Annotated in this window: 10 protein-coding genes; all 10 read right to left on the bottom strand. The window is 65.4% G+C overall.

The genetic code is table 11. The annotated features are described in order from the left end of the window. Positions 1-60: 60 nt before the first annotated feature. Entirely contained in the window at positions 61-1,509 is a 1,449-nt protein-coding gene (gene ntrC, locus ABH900_RS11855) for a nitrogen regulation protein NR(I) (RefSeq protein WP_429623041.1), read from the bottom strand. After that, entirely contained in the window at positions 1,502-2,563 is a 1,062-nt protein-coding gene (locus ABH900_RS11850) for a two-component system sensor histidine kinase NtrB (RefSeq protein ID WP_429623040.1), read from the bottom strand. The genes ntrC and ABH900_RS11850 overlap by 8 nt, the downstream gene beginning before the upstream one ends. Before the next feature lie 82 nt (positions 2,564-2,645). Continuing rightward, on the bottom strand, positions 2,646-2,939 hold the full coding sequence (locus ABH900_RS11845; RefSeq protein ID WP_429623039.1) for a hypothetical protein: 294 nt from the start codon (positions 2,937-2,939) through the stop codon (positions 2,646-2,648). Between the two features lie 65 nt (positions 2,940-3,004). Beyond that, positions 3,005-4,165 (bottom strand): murein transglycosylase A, encoded by a 1,161-nt coding sequence (gene mltA, locus ABH900_RS11840; RefSeq protein WP_429623038.1) that lies wholly within the window; start codon positions 4,163-4,165, stop codon positions 3,005-3,007. 119 nt (positions 4,166-4,284) lie between these two features. Further along, a complete protein-coding gene (locus tag ABH900_RS11835) occupies positions 4,285-5,031 on the bottom strand; it encodes an N-acetylmuramoyl-L-alanine amidase (protein ID WP_429623037.1) in 747 nt (248 codons plus the stop codon). Positions 5,032-5,172: 141 nt separating this feature from the next. Beyond that, entirely contained in the window at positions 5,173-5,565 is a 393-nt protein-coding gene (locus ABH900_RS11830; RefSeq protein WP_429623036.1) for a hypothetical protein, read from the bottom strand. 94 nt (positions 5,566-5,659) lie between these two features. Further along, a complete protein-coding gene (locus ABH900_RS11825) occupies positions 5,660-6,118 on the bottom strand; it encodes a hypothetical protein (RefSeq protein ID WP_429623035.1) in 459 nt (152 codons plus the stop codon). Positions 6,119-6,356: 238 nt separating this feature from the next. Beyond that, positions 6,357-6,701 (bottom strand): DUF596 domain-containing protein, encoded by a 345-nt coding sequence (locus ABH900_RS11820; protein ID WP_429623034.1) that lies wholly within the window; start codon positions 6,699-6,701, stop codon positions 6,357-6,359. 179 nt (positions 6,702-6,880) lie between these two features. Continuing rightward, the gene (locus ABH900_RS11815) at positions 6,881-7,372 is read right to left on the bottom strand and encodes a hypothetical protein (RefSeq protein ID WP_429623033.1); all 492 of its coding nucleotides are present in this window, start codon (positions 7,370-7,372) and stop codon (positions 6,881-6,883) included. Positions 7,373-7,379: 7 nt separating this feature from the next. Further along, positions 7,380-22,823 (bottom strand): hemagglutinin repeat-containing protein, encoded by a 15,444-nt coding sequence (locus ABH900_RS11810; RefSeq protein WP_429623032.1) that lies wholly within the window; start codon positions 22,821-22,823, stop codon positions 7,380-7,382. Positions 22,824-22,897 lie beyond the last annotated feature (74 nt).

The raw sequence follows: 22,897 nt of genomic DNA, 5'->3' as shown, positions 1-22,897 counted from the left end.
ATCGTCCATGACGGATCAACAATTCGGCAAGCGGGCGCGAGGATCACGTGCAGGGACCGTTCAATGGCCCCCGCGGCGGCGCCCGGCGCCGAGCTTGCGGGTAAGGGTATTGCGGCCAAGGCCCAGGCGGGCGGCGGCCTCAGCGCGGCGACCATGGGTGATCTGCAGCGCGGCCTCCAGCAGGGCGTGGTCGACCCGCTCGCGCACCTGCGCGTGCAGGCCTTCGGCGCCTTCGGCCAGCTGCCGGCGCGCCCATTCGGCCAGCAGCGTTTCCCACTGCCCAGGATCGGCCCCGGCCGCGTGGCTGCGGCGGCCCCGCTTGCGGTTGAGTGCGGTATCGACGTCGGCTACGCCGATGGTGTCGGCGGCGGCCAGCGCGGACATCCGCCAGCACACGTTTTCCAGTTCGCGCACGTTGCCCGGCCAGTCATGCTCGCGCAGCGCCTGCAGGGCCGCGGCGGTGAGCCGCTTCGGCGGTGTATCCAGCTTGCGTGCGGCAGCGGCCAGAAAGGTGCTGGCCAACTGCGCGATGTCCTCGCGGCGCTCGCGCAGTGGCGGCAGCTGCAGGCGCACCACGTCCAGGCGATGCAGCAGGTCGGCGCGGAACTTCCCCTGTGCGACCAGCCCTTCCAGATCCTGGTGGGTGGCGGCGACCACGCGCACATCGACCCGGATCAGCTCGCGGCCACCCACGCGGAAGAACTCGCCCTGCGCAAGCACGCGCAGCAGGCGGGTCTGCAGCGGCAACGGCATGTCGCCGATCTCGTCGAGGAACAGCGTGCCACCGTTGGCCTGCTCGAAACGGCCGATATGGCGGCGCTGGGCACCGGTAAAGGCACCGGCCTCGTGGCCGAACAACTCGCTTTCCAGCAGCTCGGCGGGGATGGCGGCGGTGTTGAGCGCGACGAATGGCCCCTGCGCACGCGGTGATTCGCGATGCAGGGCATTGGCCACCAGCTCCTTGCCGGTGCCGGTCTCGCCGGTGATCAGTACCGCCAGCGGCGCCTGTGCCAGGCGGCCGATGGCACGGAACAGCGCGCGCATCGGCGGTGTATCGCCGACCAGCTGCGGCGGCTGGTCGCTGGACATTTCGGCAGCCGCTGCGGGTGCCGCCATGGCCGGTGCCACGGCTGGCAGCACGCGCTGCGCCAGCGCCACGGCATCGTCCAGGTCGAACGGCTTGGACAGGAATTCATGCGCGCCACCGCGGAACGCGCCGGCAGTACTGGCCACATCGGTATAAGCCGACATCACCACCACCGGCAGCTGCGGCAGCGTTGCCTTGAGCTTGTCGAGCAGCACCAGGCCATCGTCGCCGGGCATGCGCACATCGGTGAACAGCAGGGCCGGCGGCGGACCTTCCTGCAGCGCCTGCAGCGCGGGCGCGGCGCTGTCGAAGTCGACGACCTGATAGCCCGCCTCACGCAACGCAGTGCACAGCACGAAGCGCACGGCGCGATCGTCGTCGACCACCCAGATGCGCTGCGGAGAGGGGGATGACTCAGACATCGCGCGGGGCCTCCTCGGCCGGGGCGGCGCCGTTGCCGATCGGCAGCAGCAGGGTGAACACGGTATGGCCCGGGCGCGAGCGGTAGGTGAGCGTGCCGCGATGCTCGCGCGCCACCTGCTGGGCCAGCGCCAGGCCCAGCCCGGTGCCTTCGGCGCGGCCACTGACCAGCGGCAGGAACAGGTGTTCGGCCAATTCCTCGGGCACGCCACGGCCGTCGTCGGCGATCTCCAGGCGCAGCGCCAGCGTGTGCAGCTGCTCGGCGATGCGCACGCCATGCTCCACGCGGGTGCGCAGGGTGATGCTGCCGGCGCCGGCCTGGATCGCGTTGCGTACCAGGTTCCACACCGCCTGGGTGAGGCGATCAGCGTCGCCATGGAATTCGGGAATACTCGGGTCGTAGTCGCGCTGCAGGCGCACCGCCCAGCCGGCCTCGTTCTCGGCCAGGCGCAGCACGCGCTCCAGCGCAGCGTGGATGTTCAGTTCGGTGTGCGGCGCCGCCGGCGCCGGCGACAGCAGCTGGTCGAGCAGGCCGTTGAGGCGCTCGATCTCCGAGCCGATCAGCTCGATCAGTTCGCGTTCGCTGGCATCGCGCTGGGCGGCACGGCGGGCCAGCAGCTGGGCGGCGCCCTTCAGCCCGGCCAGCGGATTGCGTAGCTCATGGGCCAGCCCCTTCAGCGCCGCACTGAGCGCGCTGGGCAGGGCCTGGGTGGGGTCGAGCCCGGGGAATTCATCGACCGGATGCGCCTCCAGCAGCCAACCTCCATCGTCGCGGCGGCTCATCCAGCCCTCGGCGAAGCGCGGGGCTTCGCCGGGCACCGCCAGCGCCAGCCGGTTCAGGCGCAGGCTGTCGCGCTCATCGCGGGCCAGGAAATGGGCCAGCGCCTCGCCCTGCACTTCCAGTGCGGCCAGCGGCCGACCCAGCAGGCGCCGGACACTGACGCCCAGCCAGCGGGCGAAGGCCGGATTGCAGCCGGCAATGCAGCCATCGGCCCCGGCCCAGGCCAGCGGCGTGCCCAGGGCATCGAGGGACGGCGGGGGTGCGGGATCGGACATTGCACCAATGTAGTGCAAAACCTGGCTATGGGGTCAGAGCCCTTTCCGTTTGGAAAGGGATCCGACCCCAGGTCGGGCGGCGTTAGACGGGGTAGCCGGTCGCCAGACGCGCCTTCTTCCAGGCCATTTCAAATTCGCGCGCGGTGATTTCGTCGTCTTCGTCGAAATCCAGGAACGACACCGGCTGGTCGGCCAGCGGGAAGCGGTCATCACTGTGGCCGTGTTCGTCGGCCCAGACCGCCGTCGTGCCGTAGGTCTCCACCTGGCGCACGATCTTCTCGCCGCGGGCTTCCATCAGCACATTGCCCTTGCCCAGGCCCGATTCGGCCCAGTGCTTGTAGTATTTCTTGGTGGTGTTGCTTTTGACGTTCTTCATGGCGCCATTATCAGGCATTTGGGGCCGGAACCCTTTCTGCGGAAAGGGATCTGACCCCCGCCAACCTACTTCGGCAGCGGGCTGCCCTTCGGCCACAGCATCCAGAGATTGCCCTTCTGCTTCATGTCACCGGCCAGCTTGCCGGCGGCATCGCCGCTGCCCCAGTAGAGGTCCGCGCGCACTTCGCCGGCAATGGCACCGCCGGTGTCCTGCGCGGCCACCGGTCGCACCACCGGGGTGCCATCCGGGCGCGTGGTGGACAGCCACAGCAGGCTGCCCAGCGGCACCACGGTGCGATCCACTGCCACGCTGTAGCCGGCGGTGAGTGGCACGTTCAGTGAACCACGCGGGCCCTCAGGGCTGTCCGGGTTGCGCACGAAGAACACGTAGCTGGGGTTGCTGCGCAGCAGTTCCGGCACGCGCGCGGGATTAGCCCGCGCCCAGGCGCGGATGGCGTCCATGGTGACGTCTTCTTTCTTCAGCTGGCCCTGGTCCACCAGCCAGCGACCGATGGCGCGGTACGGATGGCCATTCTGCTCGGCATAGGCCAGCCGCACCTGCGTGCCATCAGCCAGGCGTACCCGGCCCGAACCCTGGATCTGCAACAGCTGCAGGTCCATCGGGTCGGTCAGCCAGGCCAGCACCGGGGCCTTGGCGCCCTTGGATGCGATGGTGCCGGCGTCGTCATACGGCTTGAGCACCTTGCCGTCGAGGCGGCCGCGCAGGCGCTTGCCCTTCAGTTCCGGGTAGAGGCTGTCCAGCTGCACCACGATCAGATCATCGGGCGTGGCATAGACCGGCACCGTGGCAGCGGCCGTGCGGGTGAGGCTGCCGGCGTAGATCGGCTCGTAGTAGCCGGTAATCAGCCCGTCGGCCTGGTGGCCGCCGGCACGCAGTGCATAGACATCGAGGTCGCGCTGCAGGAACTGGCGGATCGCCGCCGGGTCCTTGTCTGACACCGCTGCGGCGGTGGCGCAGGGCCGGGCCCAGACCGCATCGTTCTTCAGCCGCGTACAGCTGCTGCGCCAGGCAACGAAGCCGGCCTGCAGGTCGCTGTCGGAGACCGGCGGCAACGCGCTCCATGCGACCTTGGCGTAGGTGGCCGCTGGCGGGGCTGGTTTGGATGCCGGCGCTTCGGGGCGGGTACCGGGCGTGGAGCAGCCAGCGAGCAGGGCTGCGGCCAGCAGGAAGAGGGATGCGCGGGGGGACGACAGAACAGTGATCATCGTCGCAATGTAGTGGGGCCAGCGGTGGGCGGGCAACCGTCGGGTATAGCGCCGGGCCATGCCCGGCGAAAAGCAGATCCCGCGCGGCGCGCTCGCCGGGGATGGCCCGGCGCTACCGATCACGGCGTCTGCAGCAGCAGCGAATGCAGGATGCGGGCGTCTTCGGCATCCAGCGTCTTCGGCAGGTCGTCGCGACCACGGAAACGGCGGTGGAACGCGGCGACGGTGGCCTCGCGGTTGTCCAACGGATAGCCGAAGTGGGCCAGCGCATTCCACGCGTCGAAGCCTTCCGGGGCGACACCATCGGCGGCGCGCGGCCATACGCCGAACCCGGCTTCGGCCAACTGCTGCCAGGGGAAGAAACGGCTCGGGTCCTGCTTGCGGGTCGGCGCCAGGTCGGCATGGGCGATGACCTGACGTGGCGGGATGTTCAGGCGGGTGCTGAGGTCGCGCAGCAGCACGATCAGCGACTCGATCTGCGCCGCACTGAACGGGCTGCGGCCATCGTTGTCGAGCTCGATGCCGATCGAGGCGGAGTTGACGTCGGTGATGGTGCCCCAACGCCCGGCGCCGGCATGCCAGGCGCGGCGCTCATCGGCCACCAGCTGGTAAAGATGGCCGTCGGCACCGACCAGGTAGTGCGCACTGACCGGCCCACCGCTGTTGGCGGTACGCAGCGTATGCAGGCTCTGCTGGACCGATTTCTGTTCGGTGTGGTGGATGACGATGATGACCGGCGTACGCGCGTTCTGATTCGGCGACGGCACCCAGGTGGCGAGCGGGTTGTGCTGCACGGGCACCGTGGTGGTGCAGGCCGCCAGGGCCAGTGCCAGCAGTGCGGAAACCAGAAGGCGGGGGCTGATCATGGGCAGATTGTAACCATGGACCGGTGATGTCGTTCGACGCAGCGTGTCGAAGGACATCACTGATGGCCCCGCAGTCCGCGTGCTGATGGCAATGCCTGATCATGAAGATGTAGCGAATCACATGAAAAGAGCGAAGCAGCACTATGGGACAGGAGGGCCCGGAAAGATCAGATCCTTCCCCAATCTTGCGGCATAGATGCTCTCGAACTGGAAGGAAAGCACGAAGCGCGATTCACATCCCGCGGCATAGCGCTTGATGAAACGGCAGATTTCTTCCCAAGCGCATTCAAATCCGCTTGCGCGGAAATGGAACGAACCCAGCAGCCCCACGCGCCACTCGGCCTCCAGCCCTTCCGCGACGACAGCCTCCGGCGGCTCAACGATGCGGAACCCGAAGCCTGTGTTGGAGGCAGTGAGATGCCCTTGCAGATTGTCCAGACCATCGGAGTACTCGGCCTGGATCGAATCCAGGGCTTGTAGCACGACCTCGAGGCTGGAACCGACCTCAACCTCGAGAAACAGCGAAATACTCATCGTCGAACCTTTACATCGGCGCCATCGTCAAAGGTCTTGTGCTACGGCAGAGCGTTCTCATCCGCGTACAGGGCATTGGGACGTAATGATCCCTTTACCCTCTGACCCTACCCATGAACTCCGCAATCAACACCCGATCCGAATCACTCTTTCCCACTCGATCCAGAACTGGAACAAGATGGTAGGCGAGAAGGTCACGATAGGCACCGGCCTCTGGAATAAAAGCATCAGGACAACTCAAGAAGGACCTTACCGACATGAACGAAAGAAAGACCTCGTAGGGATATGAACTCGCATAAGGGACAGCCTGCAAATAGTAGTTGGCCAACTTCGTCTGCTCTGCCCTGGGCCAAGAACGGCACTTCATCAGAACAAATGCATCCCGATAATTGTCCGACCTCAAGGCGGCGTAGTTCATCAGCCACTCCGACGCGGCCGCAGCGTCCATTGCAGACATCTCACCGCAGAGCTTTCTAATTCTTTCATCCATGGATCTGCAGCCCGACCTGATGATTGCCTCGTTGTAGATTGCTTCATTCGCCGACTTCGGCATCAACTGCTATTTGTGCCCCCTCCTTTGCGAGGGCGCCCAGCAGCGCATGCGGATAGTAATCATCCCTCGACAGTAGATACATATATCACCCGGCGACTTCGATCACTGCGCTGTTGCGATCCGGAATCTTGAAAAATTGCTCACGAGAGGGGACTTCAGCTTCAAAAAACTATCCCCGCTTTTGTTCGCACAAAGCGAATTTACTCAAGAGACTAATCCGATGAAGTCCACGCTCAAATCAGGTCCAGACGTCTCCCTCAGGCGCGGTCCAAACCAATCCAAACGGCGCATCTGTAAGAAACCAAAATCCATCCTCATCGAGATCTTCCTGATCTCTTGTGGCAGGCCAAGCGTGACGCAGAACACCTAACTGCGCATCGATATCGCCATCGGCAAAGACGCCATCCGAGGCAAGCCTCAGCTTCCCTTCCTCCATCAGCATCCTAAGCATCGAGAAGAACTCTTCAGTCTGCTGCTCAAAAGCAACACTTCCCGCATCAAACTCCATATCCATATTTCTCCATAGAACTCCCATGGAGTATCCATATGAGTAATGAAGAACATTACTGATCGCATCAGACATCACTTGAACTTGACCCCCACAAACCTACCGTTTTCAATCTGAGGAAGCATGATTTCAACATTCCTCACTTCGCCTGTCTACTGGGCTGATGAGGAGAAGCTTTGCAGATTAACCTTAAAATCACTTCTACTGGCGGGCACTAACAAATCGCGCCATGCAGGAACTCTTGAAGGTCATACTCAGGAATCGTCTTCAAGCCTGGAGACATCTCCGCCCGCATCCCTGAATCGGCGGACAGCCTCTTCACCTTCAGCCTCATACTCGAACTCGAACGCTGCTGGCGGGCGATCCTTCTTTCGCGGGCTGACTCTTCGGAAAGAAGAGTACATATCCAGAACATTGACAATCTGCGTCTGCTTCAACAATGCAACATTGCTCTTGTTCCACCTGGAGAAGACCAGGAACAGATTCCCCACGCGCAGAACTGCATGACCCTCTCCATAGTGAACGCACTCTCCTCCACTGGCAGTAGGCGCCGCAGCTTCGAATGACTTCCGAACGCGCTGCTCACTGCCTGCGCCAAGAAAACCGAAGTCACCATCCAACCACGCAGCAATCTCCCCGACCCCGGCCCCCTGACCATACGAAACAGGCTCTGAATCACCGATTTTCTCATCCGACGAGAGAACGTACTCATCCCCATTCCAATACGGAAAAACAATCGCATTCATGACCATTCTATTTAGCCCCATAAACCGGATATGCCGTAGCTGCCCCGCCATCCGGGCGTTGGTAGTAGCCTTCAATCTTAACACCACTGGAAGAAGTGCCCTCCCAGTATGGCTGACCATTCCTATACTTCGTTGACGAATTCGCAAATGCGCTTTCGATCTCCATTTCCACTCTGCGACGAGTCCATTCCTTCGGAAAGAACGTTGTTTCGGCTTTCTTGGCCACCCATTTACCAGTTGCGGGATCGCGAATTTCGACCATACCCTGCGTGATGCCATTTCGATCCGGCCCCTTGGTCACTTCAACAACCCTTACATTGTCCGATCGAAGATAATGACCACCGACACCATCACCACGCTTATTCAGGTTCCCATCTAGAATGTGGTCATAATCCACCGGAGCAGTTCTTCCAGCCGTTCCCTTTTGCTGCTCGATCAGTTCGGCCGGCGTTCTTGACCCCTCTACTTCCTTCAGGTAGTCGTTCTTGGGCCGCCCTTCGCCCATATCCACAGACGGTTTTGGATTTCCAGCACCAGATGCGGCCTCACGCTCCAACGCCACCAGCTTCCTGGCCTTCGCGGCCGCCCGCATCGCGGTGACATCACCCAGGCTGACCACAGCCAATGCGACGTCCAGCCCCATGTCACCCTTGATGAAGCCGTTTGCTGCCACATCTGCCAGATTCCACTTCTGGTTCAGGCCCAGCTCGTAGCTCGCCGCATCCCAACCGTTCCCGAAGTAGCCTGAAATGGACGACCAGGCGCCGGCACCCTTCTCCTTGATGACACCCCAGCCGCCAATTTCGCCGATGCGCTGGAAGTCATTCCAGGCCTGCTTGCTGCTCTCGATAGACATGTAGATGGCATTCATCTTCGCCATGTCCATGACCATGCCACCCGCGTTGGTCGCAACACCTGCGCCGGTGCCAGCCTTGTCAAACAGCAGATTCAGCGCCGCGTTGGTTGCCGCCTCCTGTCCTTTGCCATTCAATGCAAGCATGCCTGCGGTGAATGGATCGCACCGCCCTGCCGCTGCGCAGGTGACCTTGTAGCGAGCGTCCAGCGAAGACGTATGCGTCAGCAGATCGGAGGCGACCTGGCCACCATTGCCCTTCGTCAGTGCCGCCTGGGCCAGATCAAGGCCATTGTCCTTGATCCATCGCAGATAGGTGGAATCATTCTGGGTAAGTGACCAATAGGCGTCACCCAGCTTCGTCTGCTCTGCGCGGCAGGCAGGCGAATCGGCAGCCGCGGTACATGCAGCAATCAAAGCAGCATTGCGCGCATCCGACAGCGCCGCCAGCTCCTTCTGTTCGCCGCAACGCTCCCCGCTCTTCATGCAGCTCAGCATGGCGTCCAGGAACTGCATGCGCTCGGCATGATTCAGGTAGTTGTTCTCGACGGAGTTCTTGGCGATGGTGGCTCCCAGCGCCGCACCCATGGCTCCGTCTCCACCAATCCCACCTGCCATCGCGCCGACCGCCTGGCCCAATGCCTTGATCTGCTGTTCCTGCTCAGGAGTCAGCTGTCCGCCATTCTGACGCGCGTAGTAGTCGCCCAGGAATTTGGCTGCCAGTTCACCGCCTCCGGCAGCAACGGCTCCGGTACCGGCCGAACCTCCATTCGCCTCCGCAAGCAGCGCGCCGAGAAGCGCGTGCGAGAGCATCTGCATCGCCTCACTGGGAACCGCGCTCTGCTTGTTGGGATCGAATGTCTTTCCAATCAGCTCAGCAGCGTAGGGCGCGAGTGTGTTCGAGATGACCTGACCACCTGCCTGCCCTGCCACGCCGCCGACCAGCGCGGTGGAGACCGCGTTGAGCGCACGGCCGTAGGTACCGTCGGGTGCCCACTTCTGCTGCGTGACAAGTGCATCAGAGTAGGAGCTGTCAAACCCGGAAAGGGCAGTGTACTGGTCCTTGGGACTGAGCTTGGCAAAGGCCTCCTTCTCTGCGGCGCTCTTCCCCTCCAGGTAGGCATCGGTGATCTTGTTGATCCCGTAGCTGCCAATGTCCGATGCGATCTGCTTGCTGGTGGCCAATACCGTGCTTGCCGCATTCGCCATCGCCTGCTGGTCGGCCAGCATCTTGTTGGCATCCGGCATCGCCTCCAACGCACGGTGTGCTGCAGCGGCATCGGTATTGACACCGAGTTCGGCCGCCGTGGTCTTCCTGCCACCGATGGTGATGTTGCCCTCGGTCAGCGTCGCACGCGTGCTTGAGCTGTCGCTGCCGCTTTCATGCATCGGCAGTCCACCGCCGAACCCGACACCATCCACGCTGCCGAACGTTCCGGATTTGATGCTGCTGCCGATACCCTTCAGCTGCTCAACCGCTCCCACACCCTTATCCGTCGGGCCCTTGCCGCTGCTGCCAAAGCCACCACTGATGCTCCCCGACGTGGCCTTGTAGTCCATGTGGTTCTGCAGGTCAGTGAACGTCAGCGAATCGGCAGTCAGTTCGCTGTTGCCTGCATTGGTGCTGGCGATCGCGCCGCCCACCAGGTTCACGTGGCCGGCATCGACGTGATAGCCGCCATCACCGGCGAACAGGCCGCTCTGCTGCCCGACGCCCTGATAGCTGCCGTTGGCCTTGCCTGCACTGGCATAACCGTCAGCGTTCCAGGCCGTGCCGAACGACACCTGCACACGGCCACCCACCTGGCTGTTCTTGGACATGCTCTCGGCGATGTCCTGCAGCGATTCAATGGTCAGCGTGCCACCGGTCTTGACGTCGATGCGGTCGGCGGTCGCCGTGGCACCACGCAAGGTGGTATCACCGTCGGCCTTCATCGAGATGTTCTTGCCGGCCAGCGTGGTGTTCTGCCAGGTGCTGCTTTCGGCATTGGACTTGCTGCTGCCCACACTCGCTTCGGCATAGACATACACACCGGTCTGCGCACCCACCGCAACACCCACGCCGACTTCAGCGCCGGCATTGCTGCTCTTGCTACGGTCGGCCACATGCGCCTTGCCGGCTTCCAGCAGGATGTCACCGGCCGAATCCAGACTGAGCGTGTTGCCCGCGCTCAGATTGCCCTGCACCACGTGGATGTCGCCCTGGGTGCTGGTCAGGTTGACGTTGCCGCCGCCCTGGATGGTGGAGCCACGCGAGACCTGGCTGCTGCCGTCGGCACTGCTGCTGGAGGTCTTGAAGCCAACGCCGGCCTCGGCACTGAGCAGCGCCCCACCTCCGGCCTTGCCGGCCATGCTGGAGATGGCACTGGCGGCCTGATAGGCATTGGCACCGGCGGCAAGCCCCTGCATCTTCTGCAGGCGGTCGTCGGACTTGCGTGCGGCATCGACGTTGTTGAGCAGATCGATCAACGGCGACTTCACCCGCGCGAAGGCACCGATCTTCAGGTCCTTGTCGCTCTGCGAGTAATGACCACTTTCGTCGGCGGTCAGCAGCTCGATCTCAGCGGCGGTGATGTTCACGTCCTTGGCCGCCACCACATTGCTGGCACTCTGCGTGTATTTGCCACCGGCGGTGAGGTTGACGTTGCCGCCGAGGCTGCCAACGGTACTGGCCACCTGCGAGACCTGCGCGCTGTCATCGCGATGCTGTTCGCGATGCCAGCCGGAGAACTTCTCGGTATCGGAGATCTGCACCGTGCCGATCGCCTTGCTGTCCGAGCGGTTGGCATTGCTGACCGTGTCCTGCCCGCTGCGGATCGTCAGGTCGCCCGCAGCGCGGATGCTGACGTCCTTTTCCGCCGCGATGTTGGCGGCGGTCAGGCTGATATCGCCCTCCGTGGTGGCCATGCGTACGCCGCCACCCACCGACAGCTGCGTGCCGGTGATGGTGTCGCTCTGGCCGGCGCCCTCGCTGCGCGAGTTGTTGGTGCCAAACGGCAGCCCGGCGGAGTTGGTGGCGATACCCCAGCCCTTGCCACGGCTGTCGCTGTCACTGCGCTCGGTGTTGTGCGCGACATCGAACACGATGTCCTTGGTGGCCAGCAGGACAGCATTGCCCTCGGCCGTCATCTGCGCACCCTGGCTGGTGATCGAGCCGCCATTGGCGATCAGCGAGAGATTGCCGCCTGCATTGAGGTTGCTGACCCGGGCGTCACTGGTGGAGTGGCTCTGGTTGCTGTTCGAGCGCTGGCTGCCGGCCGTGATCGCCGGCAGCACGGCCGCCGACACGCCGGCCGCTACGCCTTCAGCGGTGCGCGTGATACGGCCCATCATCGTGCCGCTGTCGGCCATGCCTTCGGTCGCGTTGTCGCGTGCAGTGCGGTACGCCTTGGCCGGGTCGTAGGTGACGCCCACCGAGAACCCGCTGGACTTGCTCGACTGGCTGGCCTGGGTGTCCACCGTGTCCTGGCGGGCAATCAGATTGATGTCCTTGCCGACCAGGGTCAGGTCCTTGCCTGCCGCCACGTCGGACGCGGCGATCGTCAGCTGGTTGCCCGCGTTGATCAGCACGCTGCCTTCGCGCGAGGCAATGGCCGAGCCGACCTGGGTGGTCGACTGCTCGGCGGAACTGCTGCTGTTCTTCGAGCTGCCATAGCCGATCGAGGCGGTTCCATTGGAGAAGCCGCCGGTGAAGCCGGACTTCTTCCTGCTCTCGCTGGACTCGCTGCTGTGATGGTCTTCGGCGGAGGTGATCAGCACATTGTTGCCAGCGCCGAGAACCACCGTCCCGGTGGCATCAACCACCGCGCCTACCGCCGTCAGATCACGGCCGGCGGTGACGCTCACGCTCTCGCCCATCAAGCCGGTGCCAATGGCGTAGCTGTCGCTGCTCTCGGCATGACGCGTGGTGGTGGTGCTCGACAGGGTCTTCTTTTTCTTGTCGTAGCTGTCCAGACTGAAGTCATGCGTCTCGTTGGCCGAGAGCAGGTTGACGTCGCGACCGGCCGCCACACTCAGCGTGCCATCCGAGCTGGCGACCTGGGTGGCGGTCAGATTGATATCGCGGTTCGCCCTCAGCACGACGTTGTCGCCAGCCTGCAACTGGCTGCCGCGCACGGTCTCGTCGCTCTGGCTGATCTGCAGCGAACTGCGCTTGCCACCGGCATTGAAGTCGCTGCTGCGGCTGTCCACCAGCACCTGGCTGTTGATATCGCCACCGGCCTGTAGGGCCATGCCGCCATCGGCCTTGATGCGGGTTGCGGCGAGGTTGATGTCCTTGCCCGCTGCCAGCACCACATCGCCTGCGCCTTCAATCGACGTCACCGCGTGCGTGGTCTGGCCGTTGCTGGTGTGGTTGCGGCTGTCGTGGTTCAGCGCACTGCTCTGGCCCAGCGTCTGCGCGCCCAGGTCCAGGTTGCCACCGGCAGCTATCTGGGTGATGCCATGAGTGCCGGCATTGCGGATCTCCGCTGCCTTGAGGCCGATGTCACCGCCAGCCACCACCGACAGCACGCCATCGCCACCGGGATTGGTGACATACAGGCCGGCCACACGATCCAGCGTGGTCTTCTGCTGCGACAGGCGATCGCCCTGGTCCTTCCACTCGGAAGTGGTCGAGGCCACGGTGATGTTGCCGCCCGCCTTCAATGCAATGGCGTCGGTGGCGTTGACGGTACTGCCGATGATGTCGATGTCCTGCCGCGCCGACAGGCCCACCTGGGCACCGCTGATCTGGCCGCCGGACAGGTTGCGGATGTTGCCGGCATCGATGCTGACCAGCTGGCGGCCGGCAATCGTGCCGCTGTTGACCAGGTCGCCGCGCAGCTTGACGTCCACCTCTGCGCCGGCCAGCAATGCGCCGTCGTTGCCGAGATCACCCGGCATCACCCGCAGGTAGACCTGCGGGACCAGCGCGCGGACCACCGAGCCATCGGCCAGGGTGACATCCTGCTCCACCAGCCAGACGATGTCGCTGGTCAGCCGTGCCATCTGCTCGGCCGTCAGCGCCACACCCGGGCGCAGGCCCCATTCGCTGGCAACCGTGGCGCCAGCCTCCAGCAGCGCGCGGTACTGTTCCTCATCACTGGCGTGGCCGGTAAGGAAGCGGCGGCCGGTGAGTTCACCGATCTGCTCGCGCACCAGCTTCTGTTCGTAGAAGCCGTCGCCCAGGCGCTTCTGCGTCTGCGAGGGCTCGAAGCCTGCGCGCTGCAGCAGATAGTCCGAGCTGAGCCAATCACGATGGCTGGCAAAGCGCGGGTCGGTTTCCACGATGTGGTTGCCACGGTTGGCATCCACATTGAACAGGCTGGCTGTGGGTGCACTCGCATTCGGGGTGGTGGTGACCACCACCCGCGGATCGGCACCGGTTGTCGTTGTGGCCTGCTTGCCATCCACCGCAGCGTTACCACCACTGCCGGCATGCGCTCCGGCGTGGACTGCCGCCGGACCGTTGGCATTGGCCTGCCCTGCCTGGGCGGCGCTGATGTCCTGCGCCGTGCCGGCGCCGGTGCCGGCGTTGCCGGCCTGGCCGGGGCCCTGAGCTGAGGCTGTGTCTGCACGCGTACCATCGGCCTGCGCTACCGCCTGCTGATGACCACCATTGGCCCCTTGCGCCGCGCCGGCCGTACCTGGCCCCTGCGCGTCCACACTGCCCGCGCCCTGGCCCGTGCTCTGGCCAGGCCCCTGCACGCTGCCCGCGCCCGGACCGACCGCACCTGCACCGCGGCCGCCGGTATCCAGCTGCGCCGTGCCCTTGCCACCACCGGCGTTGGGGTTGCTGCCACCGTTGTTGTCGTTGCGCAGGTTGCCGACATCGATGGTGAGCTTGCCACCGGCGGTTATCGATGAACCCAGCGCGCCGGTCTTCTCGGTGATGGGTGCCGCCTTCCAGCGGCTGGAGGAACCACCGTAGGTGATGGACTGGTTGTCGAAGGTACTGGTGCGGGTCAGCTGCTCGGCTGCGTTGATCACCTCGGACTGATCACGGTTCAGTCCGACAATGGCCAGGTCGCGGCCGGCGGCGATGTTGGCGAAACGGTTCTCCAGCCGATCGGTGCTGATCCGCATGTTGCCGCCCGCATTGATCACGGCGTTGTTGCCTGCCGAGACCACCACGTCTTCCACGGTGGTGCGGGTGGCAATGCGGGTCTTCTCGTTACCGCTGGTCTCCTGCGGGTGACGCTGCATGTTGATCAGCGTCGCATCCGGATTGTCGTAGTCCGGATAGGTGATGATCTGCACACAGGTCGTGGTGCAGGTGCCGTAGGCACTGTTGTAGTTGAGGGTGTCGGTCACGTACTCGATCGGCGGCGAACCGGGACCACGCGTGGCCAGATCGCGGAACGGGTCTTCTGCGCCCGCGCCAAGCTGATCGGGGTTGTTACGGTTGTCGGCACGACCGATGTAGTAGATCGTGACGGTACCGTCCTGCACGTTCAGGCGCTCACGCGACGCACGTGCACCGTGCACGCCACCACGAGCGAAGGCGTAGGCGCTGGTGTTGCCGGTCAGCCGCACCACTGCCTTGCGGATCTGCTGGCCATCCGGGGTGACGTAGGGCGTGTCTTCGAGGATATCCGCCGGATTGAGATAGTAGATCTCATACGGCTGGTAGTTGGAGGTGGCGCGGAAATCCCGGTTGCTGTTGTTGGCGTTCTTGAACCAGCCCGGCTGCTCCAGCCGGACCGGCGCATGCACGGTGGTGACCTTCTCCACGACCACGTTCTCGCGGATGTTGTTCACCGCCAGCGCGGACAGGTCCAGATTGCCGCTGACCTCGATGGTGGAGCCGATGTTGTCGACCTTCTGGGCGCTGCCTACCGCACCCAGGCCGTTCAGGGCGCCGCCGATGGCGGCGTCGCCATCGCTGAAGATCAGGCTCTTGCCACTGTTGGTCAGCGTGCCGACGCCGAGGTCCAGGCGCTGGCGCGCAGCGATGGTCCCTGAACGGTCCACGCCGCCGATATTGGCTGCCACGTTGTTGAGCGAACCGGCCTGGATGGCGACGCGGTCACCGTAGATGCGGCCGCTGCCGATGTTGTCGACGGTTGCAGCGGTGATATGGGTGACGTTGCCGTCCAGCAGGCCGTAGTTGATCAGCGCGCCGCCCGCTGCAAGGCGGGTCAGGCCGATGCTGCTGATCTCGCCGGTGGATGCGTTGGTGATGTTGCCGGCAGTGATGTTGACGTTGGCACCGGCCAGCTTGCCGGTGTTGTCCAGGTTGCCCTGGATGGACAGGCTCAGCGTGCCGTTGGCCACCATCTCACCACGGTTGGTGTGGCTCTGGCCCAGCTCGAGGGTCATGTCACCCTGCGACATCAGCCGGCCATCACCGATGATCTCGCGGGTCCGGAGGGTCTGCTGCCTGCCGGCCACCAGGGTGCCGCCGCTGTTGACCAGGGTATCGGCCCGGACGTCGGAGCTCAGCGCCGCCGAGACCTGGCCACCACTGTTGTCCAGGCGCTGGTTCACCTGCAGCAGCAGGTTGTCGGCAATCACTTGGCCGTTCTGGTTGTCCAGATTGCTGGTGGTCACCTGCAGGGTCTTGCCCTGCAGCCCCAGTGCAGGCCCATTGCCCGGGCTGAGCGTATTGCGGTTGTCGACATGGCCGGCCTGCAGGTCGAGGCGACCGGTCGTGGCGACCAGGCCGCCACTGTTGAGCAGCGCGCCCTGCAGCCCGATATCGGCATTGCCACCGGCGGTGACGCTGCCACCGGTGTTGGCCAGCTGCTGTGCGCGCAGCAGCAGATCGGCAGCACTCACCAGCGAACCACCGCCACTGTTGTCGATATTGATGGCCTGCACATCGGCGCCGGCATTGGCGAACACCGCGCCGCCACGGTTGTCGAGATCGCCGCTGCGGATCTGCAGCGTGCCAGTGCTGACGATGCCGTTGCCATTGGAACCGGCATTGGTCAGCCGCTGCCCGGCGGTGTCGATGCTGAGTGCCGCTGCCGACTGCAGCAACCCGCTGGTGTTGTCCAGGGCACCACTGCGCAGCTCGGCATTTCCGGCAAGGCTGGCAATGATCCCGCTGCGATTGTCCAGCGCCTGACCGCGGGTATCGAGCTGCAACGCGTCGGCGACGATCCGGCCACTGTTGTTGCTCAGCCCGCCGGCAGTGAGTTGCAGTTGCTTGCCGGCCTGGACCAGGCCGCCCTGGTTGCGCAACGCGTCGGCACTGGTCAGCTGCATGCCCTGGCCCGCGGCGACGGTACCGCCATCGTTGTTGATGGCCTGTGCGTTGGCCGACAGTGCACCTCCGGCCGACAGCGTGCCCTTGTCGCTGTTGTCGAGCAGGCCGTCAACGCGCACGCTCAGGGCGCTGCCGCCATCGCTGTGCACGATGCCGCCGCGATTGTCGAACGCACCTGCGGTGAGGCTGGCGTCTCCGGTGGTCAGGATGCGACCGCCACGATTCTCCAGCGCCTGGGTGATCGCCAGGGTGCTGCTGCCGTTGCCGGCGGCCTGGATCGTGCCCCGGTTGTTGAGCAGTTGCGCGCTGCGCAGATCCAGCGTGCCGTTGCCGGCAAGCGTGCCACCGGTGTTGTTCAGCCGGTCGCGCGCGGTCAGGCTCAACGTGTTGGTGCCGGAGGCGATGATCGAACCGCCCGCGTTGAGCAGCGTGCCGGTATCGACCGCGATGCGGGCAGCGGACAGCGTGCCATCGCGCAGATCGGTGGTTTCGCCGGTCAGCTGCAGGGCACCGTTGCTGAGCAGCTTGCCGCCTTGGCCATTCAAGGTGTGCGCGGTGATGACCAGCGCGCCCGTACCGGCCTGCTGAACGGTGCCACCGGCATTGCCGAACAGCGCGCTGTTCAGGGTCAGGTCGCCATTACTGGCTACCAGGCCGTTGCTGCCGTTGTCCAGAGACGTGGTGGCCTGCACGGTGCTGGCCTGCGTGCCCGTCGCCAGGATCCTGCCGTTCTGGTTGTCGAAACGGTCGGCATTGAGGGTGAAGTGATCGGCGGTGAGCGTGGCACCACGATGATCCACGGTCGCCGCATCCAACTGCAGTGCGCCTGCGGTGGCGATGCTGCCGCCGGCGCCGTCCAGCTGGGTGGCCTGCACGGTCAGTACGCCCTTCCCTGCATGGACGATGCTGCCCGCGGCATTGACCAGTTGCCCGGCATCGATGCGCAGGTTGCCGGCATTGCTGGCGAGGGTGCCGCCACCGTTGTTGAAGCGGCCGGTGACGATGATCCGGCTGTCGGACGTACCTGCCGAACTCAAGGTACCGCCCGCGTTCGACAGCGAACCGGCGCTGATCTGCTGCGCGCCGTTGGCGGCGATCGTGCCGCCGTCGTTGCCCAGCGTGCCGCGCACCTGCAGCGACATCGCCTGGTTGCCGGTGGCGTTCAGCGTGCCCGCCGTGTTGTCCAGCTGGCCGGCTTCGATGCTGACCTGCTGCGCGGCCGTGGTGCCTGCGCTCAGATCGATGGTCTCGCCCTTCAGTTGCAGTTCGCCGTTGCTGACGATGCGGCCGGCATGGCCCTGCAGCGTGGCGGCATCGATCTGCAGCAGGCCATCGCCCGCCTGCTCGATGCTGCCGGTGCGGTTGTCCAGCGAAGCCGCGGCCAGCTGCATGCCCGCGCCGCTGGCGATGACGCCCTTGTTGCTGTTGTCGAGCAGGCCATCGGCGTTTACCACCAGGCGTGCAGCGCTGTGCAGTGTGCCGCCCTGGTTGTCGATGCTGCCGGCGGTGATGCCCAAGCCGCCGTTGGCCAGAATGCGGCCACCGCGGTTGTCGAGGTCCTGGCCGATGTTCAGCTGGCTGGCCGCCGTGCCTGCTGACTGCAGCGTGCCGCCGGCGTTGACCAGCACGGCGCTGCGCAGGTCCAGCGCGGCGTTGCTGGACACGGTACCGCCGCTGTTGTCGATGCGTTCGCGCGCGCTCAGCCGCAGTGCGTCGTTGCCGGTCGCGGTGAGCGTGCCTCCGGCGGTGATCAGGGTGCCCGTATCCACCTCGATCCGCTTGGCCGAGGTGATACCCGCGCGCAGGTCGGTGGTGGTGCCCTTGAGCAACAGGCTGCCATTGCTGACCAGCGTGCCGCCGGTGCCGATGAGCGTTCCGGCGTTGATCGACAGCACGCCTTCGCCGGCGTGCTGCACGGTGCCGCCGGCATTGCCGAACCGCGCCGCCTGGATGCCCAGGTCGCCATTGCTGGCCAGCAGGCCACCCTCACCGTTGTCCAGGCTGCCGACCACGTCGATCCGGCTGCCCTCCGTACCGGTTGCAATGACCTTGCCGGCGCGGTTGTCGAAGGACTGCGCGTCCAGCGCGATGCGCTCGGCCTGCAGCGTGGCGCCGCGATGGTCCACACTGCCCGCCTGCAGGGTGATGCCCCCTGCGCTCACGATACTGCCGCCCTGGCCATCCAGTTGCCCGCTGCGCAGCAGCAGGCCCTGGGTACCGGCATGGCTGAGCGTGCCCTTCACGTTGGCCATATGGCCCGCGTCGATCTTCAGCGTGACAGCGTTGCTGGCCAGCACGCCGTTGCTGTTGTCGAACAGGCCATCCACGCGCAGCTCGGTGGAGCCGCTGCCTGCCGAACTGAGCGTGCCACCGCGGTTGGAAAGCTCACCGGCTTCAATATGCTGGGCGCCGTTGCTGGCAATGGTGCCAGCGTCGTTGGCCAACCGGCCGCTTACCTGCAGCGCCAGCGTTCCGCTGCCGGTCGCGCGCAGCGCGCCCGCACTGTTGTCCAGGCTGCCGGCCACGATGTCGAGCTGCTCGGCCGCCACGGTACCGCCGCGCAGGTCCAATGACCCGCCCTGCAGTGACAGCGCGCGGGCAGCACCAATGCTGCCTGCCTGGCCCGACAGTGTTTCCGCTTCGATGTACAGGTTGCCGTTGGCGGAGATCGAGCCGCTGCGGTTCTCCAGCTGTGCGGCCCGGATCGCAGACGCCGCATCACCGGCGGCAATGAGCTTGCCATGGTCGTTGACGAAGCGCCCTGCGCGCACATCGATGGCGCCATTGCTGCCCAGCGTTCCGCCGGTATTGTCGAGCAGGCTGCGGGCCTGCAGCAGAAGGGGCTGGGTGCCAAGTGCACTCAGCTGGCCGCCTGCCGTGATCACGCTGTCACCGTCAATGGTGATGCGTTGCGCCGTCGTGGTGCCGTCGCGCAGATCGATGCTGTCGCCCTGCAGGTCCAGCGAACCATTGCTGAGCAGGGTTCCACCGGCGCCGGTCAGGTCCCGCGTGGTGATGGCCAGGCTGCCGGAACCGGCCTGCTGGACGGTTCCTCCGGCATTGCCGAAGGTGCGCGCGTGGAGGTCCAGGTTGCCATTGCTGGCGAGGACGCCGCCATTGCCGTTGTCCAGCGTGCCCTGCACGCGCAGCGTGTTGCCGCCGGTTCCGGTGGCGACGATGCGCCCGCCCCGGTTGTCCAGCGCGGTGGCCGCGATGTCCAGTTGCGTCGCGGTAAGCGACGCGCCCTGATGGTCGACCTCGGCCGCAGTGAGCTGCAGTGCGCCGGCGGTGGCGATCTGCCCCTTCGCCCCGTCCAGGTGCCCGGTGGCGATGACCAGACCAGCGGTACCCGCATGGCTGATGGTGCCGCCTGTGTTGATCAGGGCACCGCTCTCCACCTGCAGGTTGCCGGCGTTGCTGGCGATGCTGCCGCCGCTGTTGTCCAGCGTGCCGCCGACCCGGATCTGCGATGCCGCAGTACCCGCCGAGTTGAGCGCACCGCCGCGGTTGGAAAGCGCTCCCGCATGGATCTGCTGGGCGCCATTGGCACTGATGCTGCCGCCGTCGTTGCGCAGCAGGCCCTGCACCTGCAGCTGCATCGCATTTTCGCCCAGCGACAGCAGGCTGCCGCCAGAAGTATCCAGCCCGGCAGCGGTGATCTTCACGTCGCGCGCGCGGGTGCTGCCCTTCTGCAGGTCCAGCTGTTGTCCACTCAGCTGCAGCTCGCCGTTGCTGGCGATGTTGCCTCCGGCCCCCTGCACCGTGGTCGCGTCGATCTTCAGCGTGCCGGTACCGGCGTGGTCGATGTTGCCGCTCTCGTTCAGCAGGTCATCGGCGGTGATGTCCAGATCACCATTGCCGGACAGCAGCCCACGCTGGTTCTGCAACCGTTGGCTGGCATGGATGCGGCTGGTACCGGTGCCTGCGGCGATCAGCTTGCCGCCATCGTTGATGAGGACGCTGCTGCTGATGTCCAGCGCACCGTTCGCGCCCAGAGTGCCACTGCTGTTGTCCAGCGTGCGCGTTACCTGCAGGCGCAACGCATCATTGCCCGTCGAGGTCAGCGTGCCGCCAGCGGTGATCAGGTCGCCGGCGCGCACATCGATGCGCTGCGCGGCGGTGATGCCATTGCGCAGGTTGAGGCTATCGCCGTGCAGCTGCAGGGTGCCGTTGCTGAGGACCGTGCCGCCCTGGCCCTGCAGGTTGGCGGTGGTGATGCTCAGGTTGCCGGTGCCCGCCTGCTGCACGGTACCTGCGGCATTGGCGAATGACGCTGCGTCGATCTGCAGATCGGCATTGCTCGCCAGCAGGCCACCGTCGCTGTTGTCCAGGTGATTGCTGATGTTGAGCGTGCTCGCCTGCTGGCCCGTGGACAGCACGCGGCCGCCACGGTTGTCGAAGTCCCGTGCAGCCAGGTCGAGCTGGCGGGCGACCAGCTGCGCACCGCGGTGGTCGGCACGGCCCAGCAGCAGGTCTGCCGCACCTGCGGTGGCGATGCTGCCCTGCACACCCTCCAGTACCTCCGCACGCAGCAGCAGCCCCTCGCTGCCAGCGTGGTTGATGCTGCCTCGCGTGTTGACCAGGGTGCCGATGCCCAGTCCCAGGCGCGTGGCATTGCTGGAGAGGCTGCCCTCCCTGTTGTCGAGCTGGCCGATCGTCCAGGTCGTCCCGGCGCTGCCACCGTGGTCAAGGCTGCCACCGCGATTGATTGCCGACTGCGCCGTCAACTCGAAGCCACGGGCGAAGGTCATGCGGCCGCCGCTGTTGTCCAGCTGCTGCACCTGCGCGCTGGCCGCGCCCTGTACCTGCAGGGTGCCACGCGTATTGCGCAACGCCTGGCCCTGCACCTGCAGGGTACTTGCGCCCAGCGTACCGTCGCTGTTGTCCAGGCTGTTGCGGGCGCTGAGCTGCAGGTCGCCGCTGGCTTCAATGCGGCCGCCATCGTTGCTCAGGGTGCCGGCGATGGTGAGCAGGCCGGTTGCCAGGGGCGGGAGCGGCGTGACCGGCGGGATGCCATTGCCGGTGCCGGGCGTGCCGGTGCCCGGGGTACCCGTGCCAGGCGTGCCGGTGCCAGGGTTGCCTGTGCCCGGCGTCCCGGTTCCCGGCGTACCTGTGCCGGTGCCCGGCGACACACTGGCCACGTTGCCGATGCGGCCCTGCAGGTTGCTGACGTCGGCCGCATGCAGCTGCAGCGCCTGCGTTCCCAGCTGTTCGATGCTGCCGCCACGGTTGCGCAGCGCATCGGCATTCACATCGATGCGTCGCGCGTTGAGGGTACCGCCACTGTTGTCGACATCTGCAGGGGTGCGCAGGCGCAGTTCACGCTCGGCACTGAGCGTCCCGGCATTGGCAATCCCGCCACTGGCGTCGATGCGGGTGTCCTGCTGCGCGTGCATCGCGCCGATGTTCTCCAGCCGGCCATCGGCGGTGACCACCAGTTCACCGGCCTGCGCACCGATCTTGCCGGCATTGCGCACGCCGACGCCGTGCTCGTTGCCGACCAGCCAGATGCGATTGGCGTACATGCCGCCCAGCGCGCCCACATCCAGCGCGAAGACAGGCGCCGCCGACGCGGGTTTCTGTGCCTGGACACTGCTGTGATCGGCGCTGACTACGTTGCTGCCCAGGCTGGCCTGCAGCTGGTTGGCCCAGATGCCAGCGTTGACCTGCAGCGAACGGGTGATGATGTCGGTGTAGTCGGCGCGGCTGGTATCCAGGCCTGCACCACCGACACCGATGCTGCCGCCTTCCACGCGATAGCCGTCCAGTACGCCATTGGTGACGATCGGCGTGCCGGTGGTGAGGGTCACCCGGCTGGCGTTGAGGAAGCCGGCACCATTGACCTGGATTCCGGCGGGATTGGCGATGACCACCTGCGCCCGTGCACCAGCGACCTCCACATAGCCATTGAGGTGGCTGGGATTGCTGCTGTTGACCTCGTTGAGGATGACGCGCGCGGTGCCCGTGGCCAACCACGGATTGCCCTGCACCCAGCCGCCCAGCTGGGTCTGCACGTCGCCGCGCGAGTTGTTGAGGATGACGCCCTGCGAGCCGACGTCGAACTGCTGGTAGTTGTTGCGCGACACGCCGCCCGCGCTGGGCGTGGTGATGTTCACCTGTGGCGTGCCGTTGGCCGAGGTGATCACCGTCGGGCGCTGGTTTGCCGGTGCGCCGGGGTCGGCGGCAATACGGCCCGGATCGGCCGGGGCCTGCTGCGCGGACAATGGCTGCACCATCCCCACCCAGCCCAGCACCAGCCACAGCGCGAAACTGATCGGGCGCAGGGTACCGACGGCATTGCCGCCACGATGGTCTGCGCCACCGTGTGCAGCGCTGACCAGTTCGGAGGCGACCTGCATGACGCCGAGCGTACGGTTGAAGACCAGACGGTAGACTTTGTTCACGGCGCTGATTCCTTTCGGTGCTGTTGGGTCGCATGCGCAGCGGGCTGCGCGGTACCGCATCGTGTTGGCCGCGC

Source organism: Stenotrophomonas sp. AN71, assembly GCF_050435725.1.
GTDB lineage: Bacteria > Pseudomonadota > Gammaproteobacteria > Xanthomonadales > Xanthomonadaceae > Stenotrophomonas.
This window is presented reverse-complemented; position numbering and strand designations above follow the sequence as displayed.

Bases quoted from the DNA above. Each gene is read 5' to 3' on its own strand.
- mltA (WP_429623038.1), bottom strand. From the start codon at position 4,165: ATGATCACTGTTCTGTCGTCCCCCCGCGCATCCCTCTTCCTGCTGGCC.
- ABH900_RS11820 (WP_429623034.1), bottom strand. From the start codon at position 6,701: ATGTCTGATGCGATCAGTAATGTTCTTCATTACTCATATGGATACTCC.
- ABH900_RS11850 (WP_429623040.1), bottom strand. From the start codon at position 2,563: ATGTCCGATCCCGCACCCCCGCCGTCCCTCGATGCCCTGGGCACGCCG.
- ABH900_RS11830 (WP_429623036.1), bottom strand. From the start codon at position 5,565: ATGAGTATTTCGCTGTTTCTCGAGGTTGAGGTCGGTTCCAGCCTCGAG.
- ABH900_RS11825 (WP_429623035.1), bottom strand. From the start codon at position 6,118: ATGCCGAAGTCGGCGAATGAAGCAATCTACAACGAGGCAATCATCAGG.
- ABH900_RS11845 (WP_429623039.1), bottom strand. From the start codon at position 2,939: ATGAAGAACGTCAAAAGCAACACCACCAAGAAATACTACAAGCACTGG.
- ABH900_RS11835 (WP_429623037.1), bottom strand. From the start codon at position 5,031: ATGATCAGCCCCCGCCTTCTGGTTTCCGCACTGCTGGCACTGGCCCTG.
- ntrC (WP_429623041.1), bottom strand. From the start codon at position 1,509: ATGTCTGAGTCATCCCCCTCTCCGCAGCGCATCTGGGTGGTCGACGAC.
- ABH900_RS11815 (WP_429623033.1), bottom strand. From the start codon at position 7,372: ATGAATGCGATTGTTTTTCCGTATTGGAATGGGGATGAGTACGTTCTC.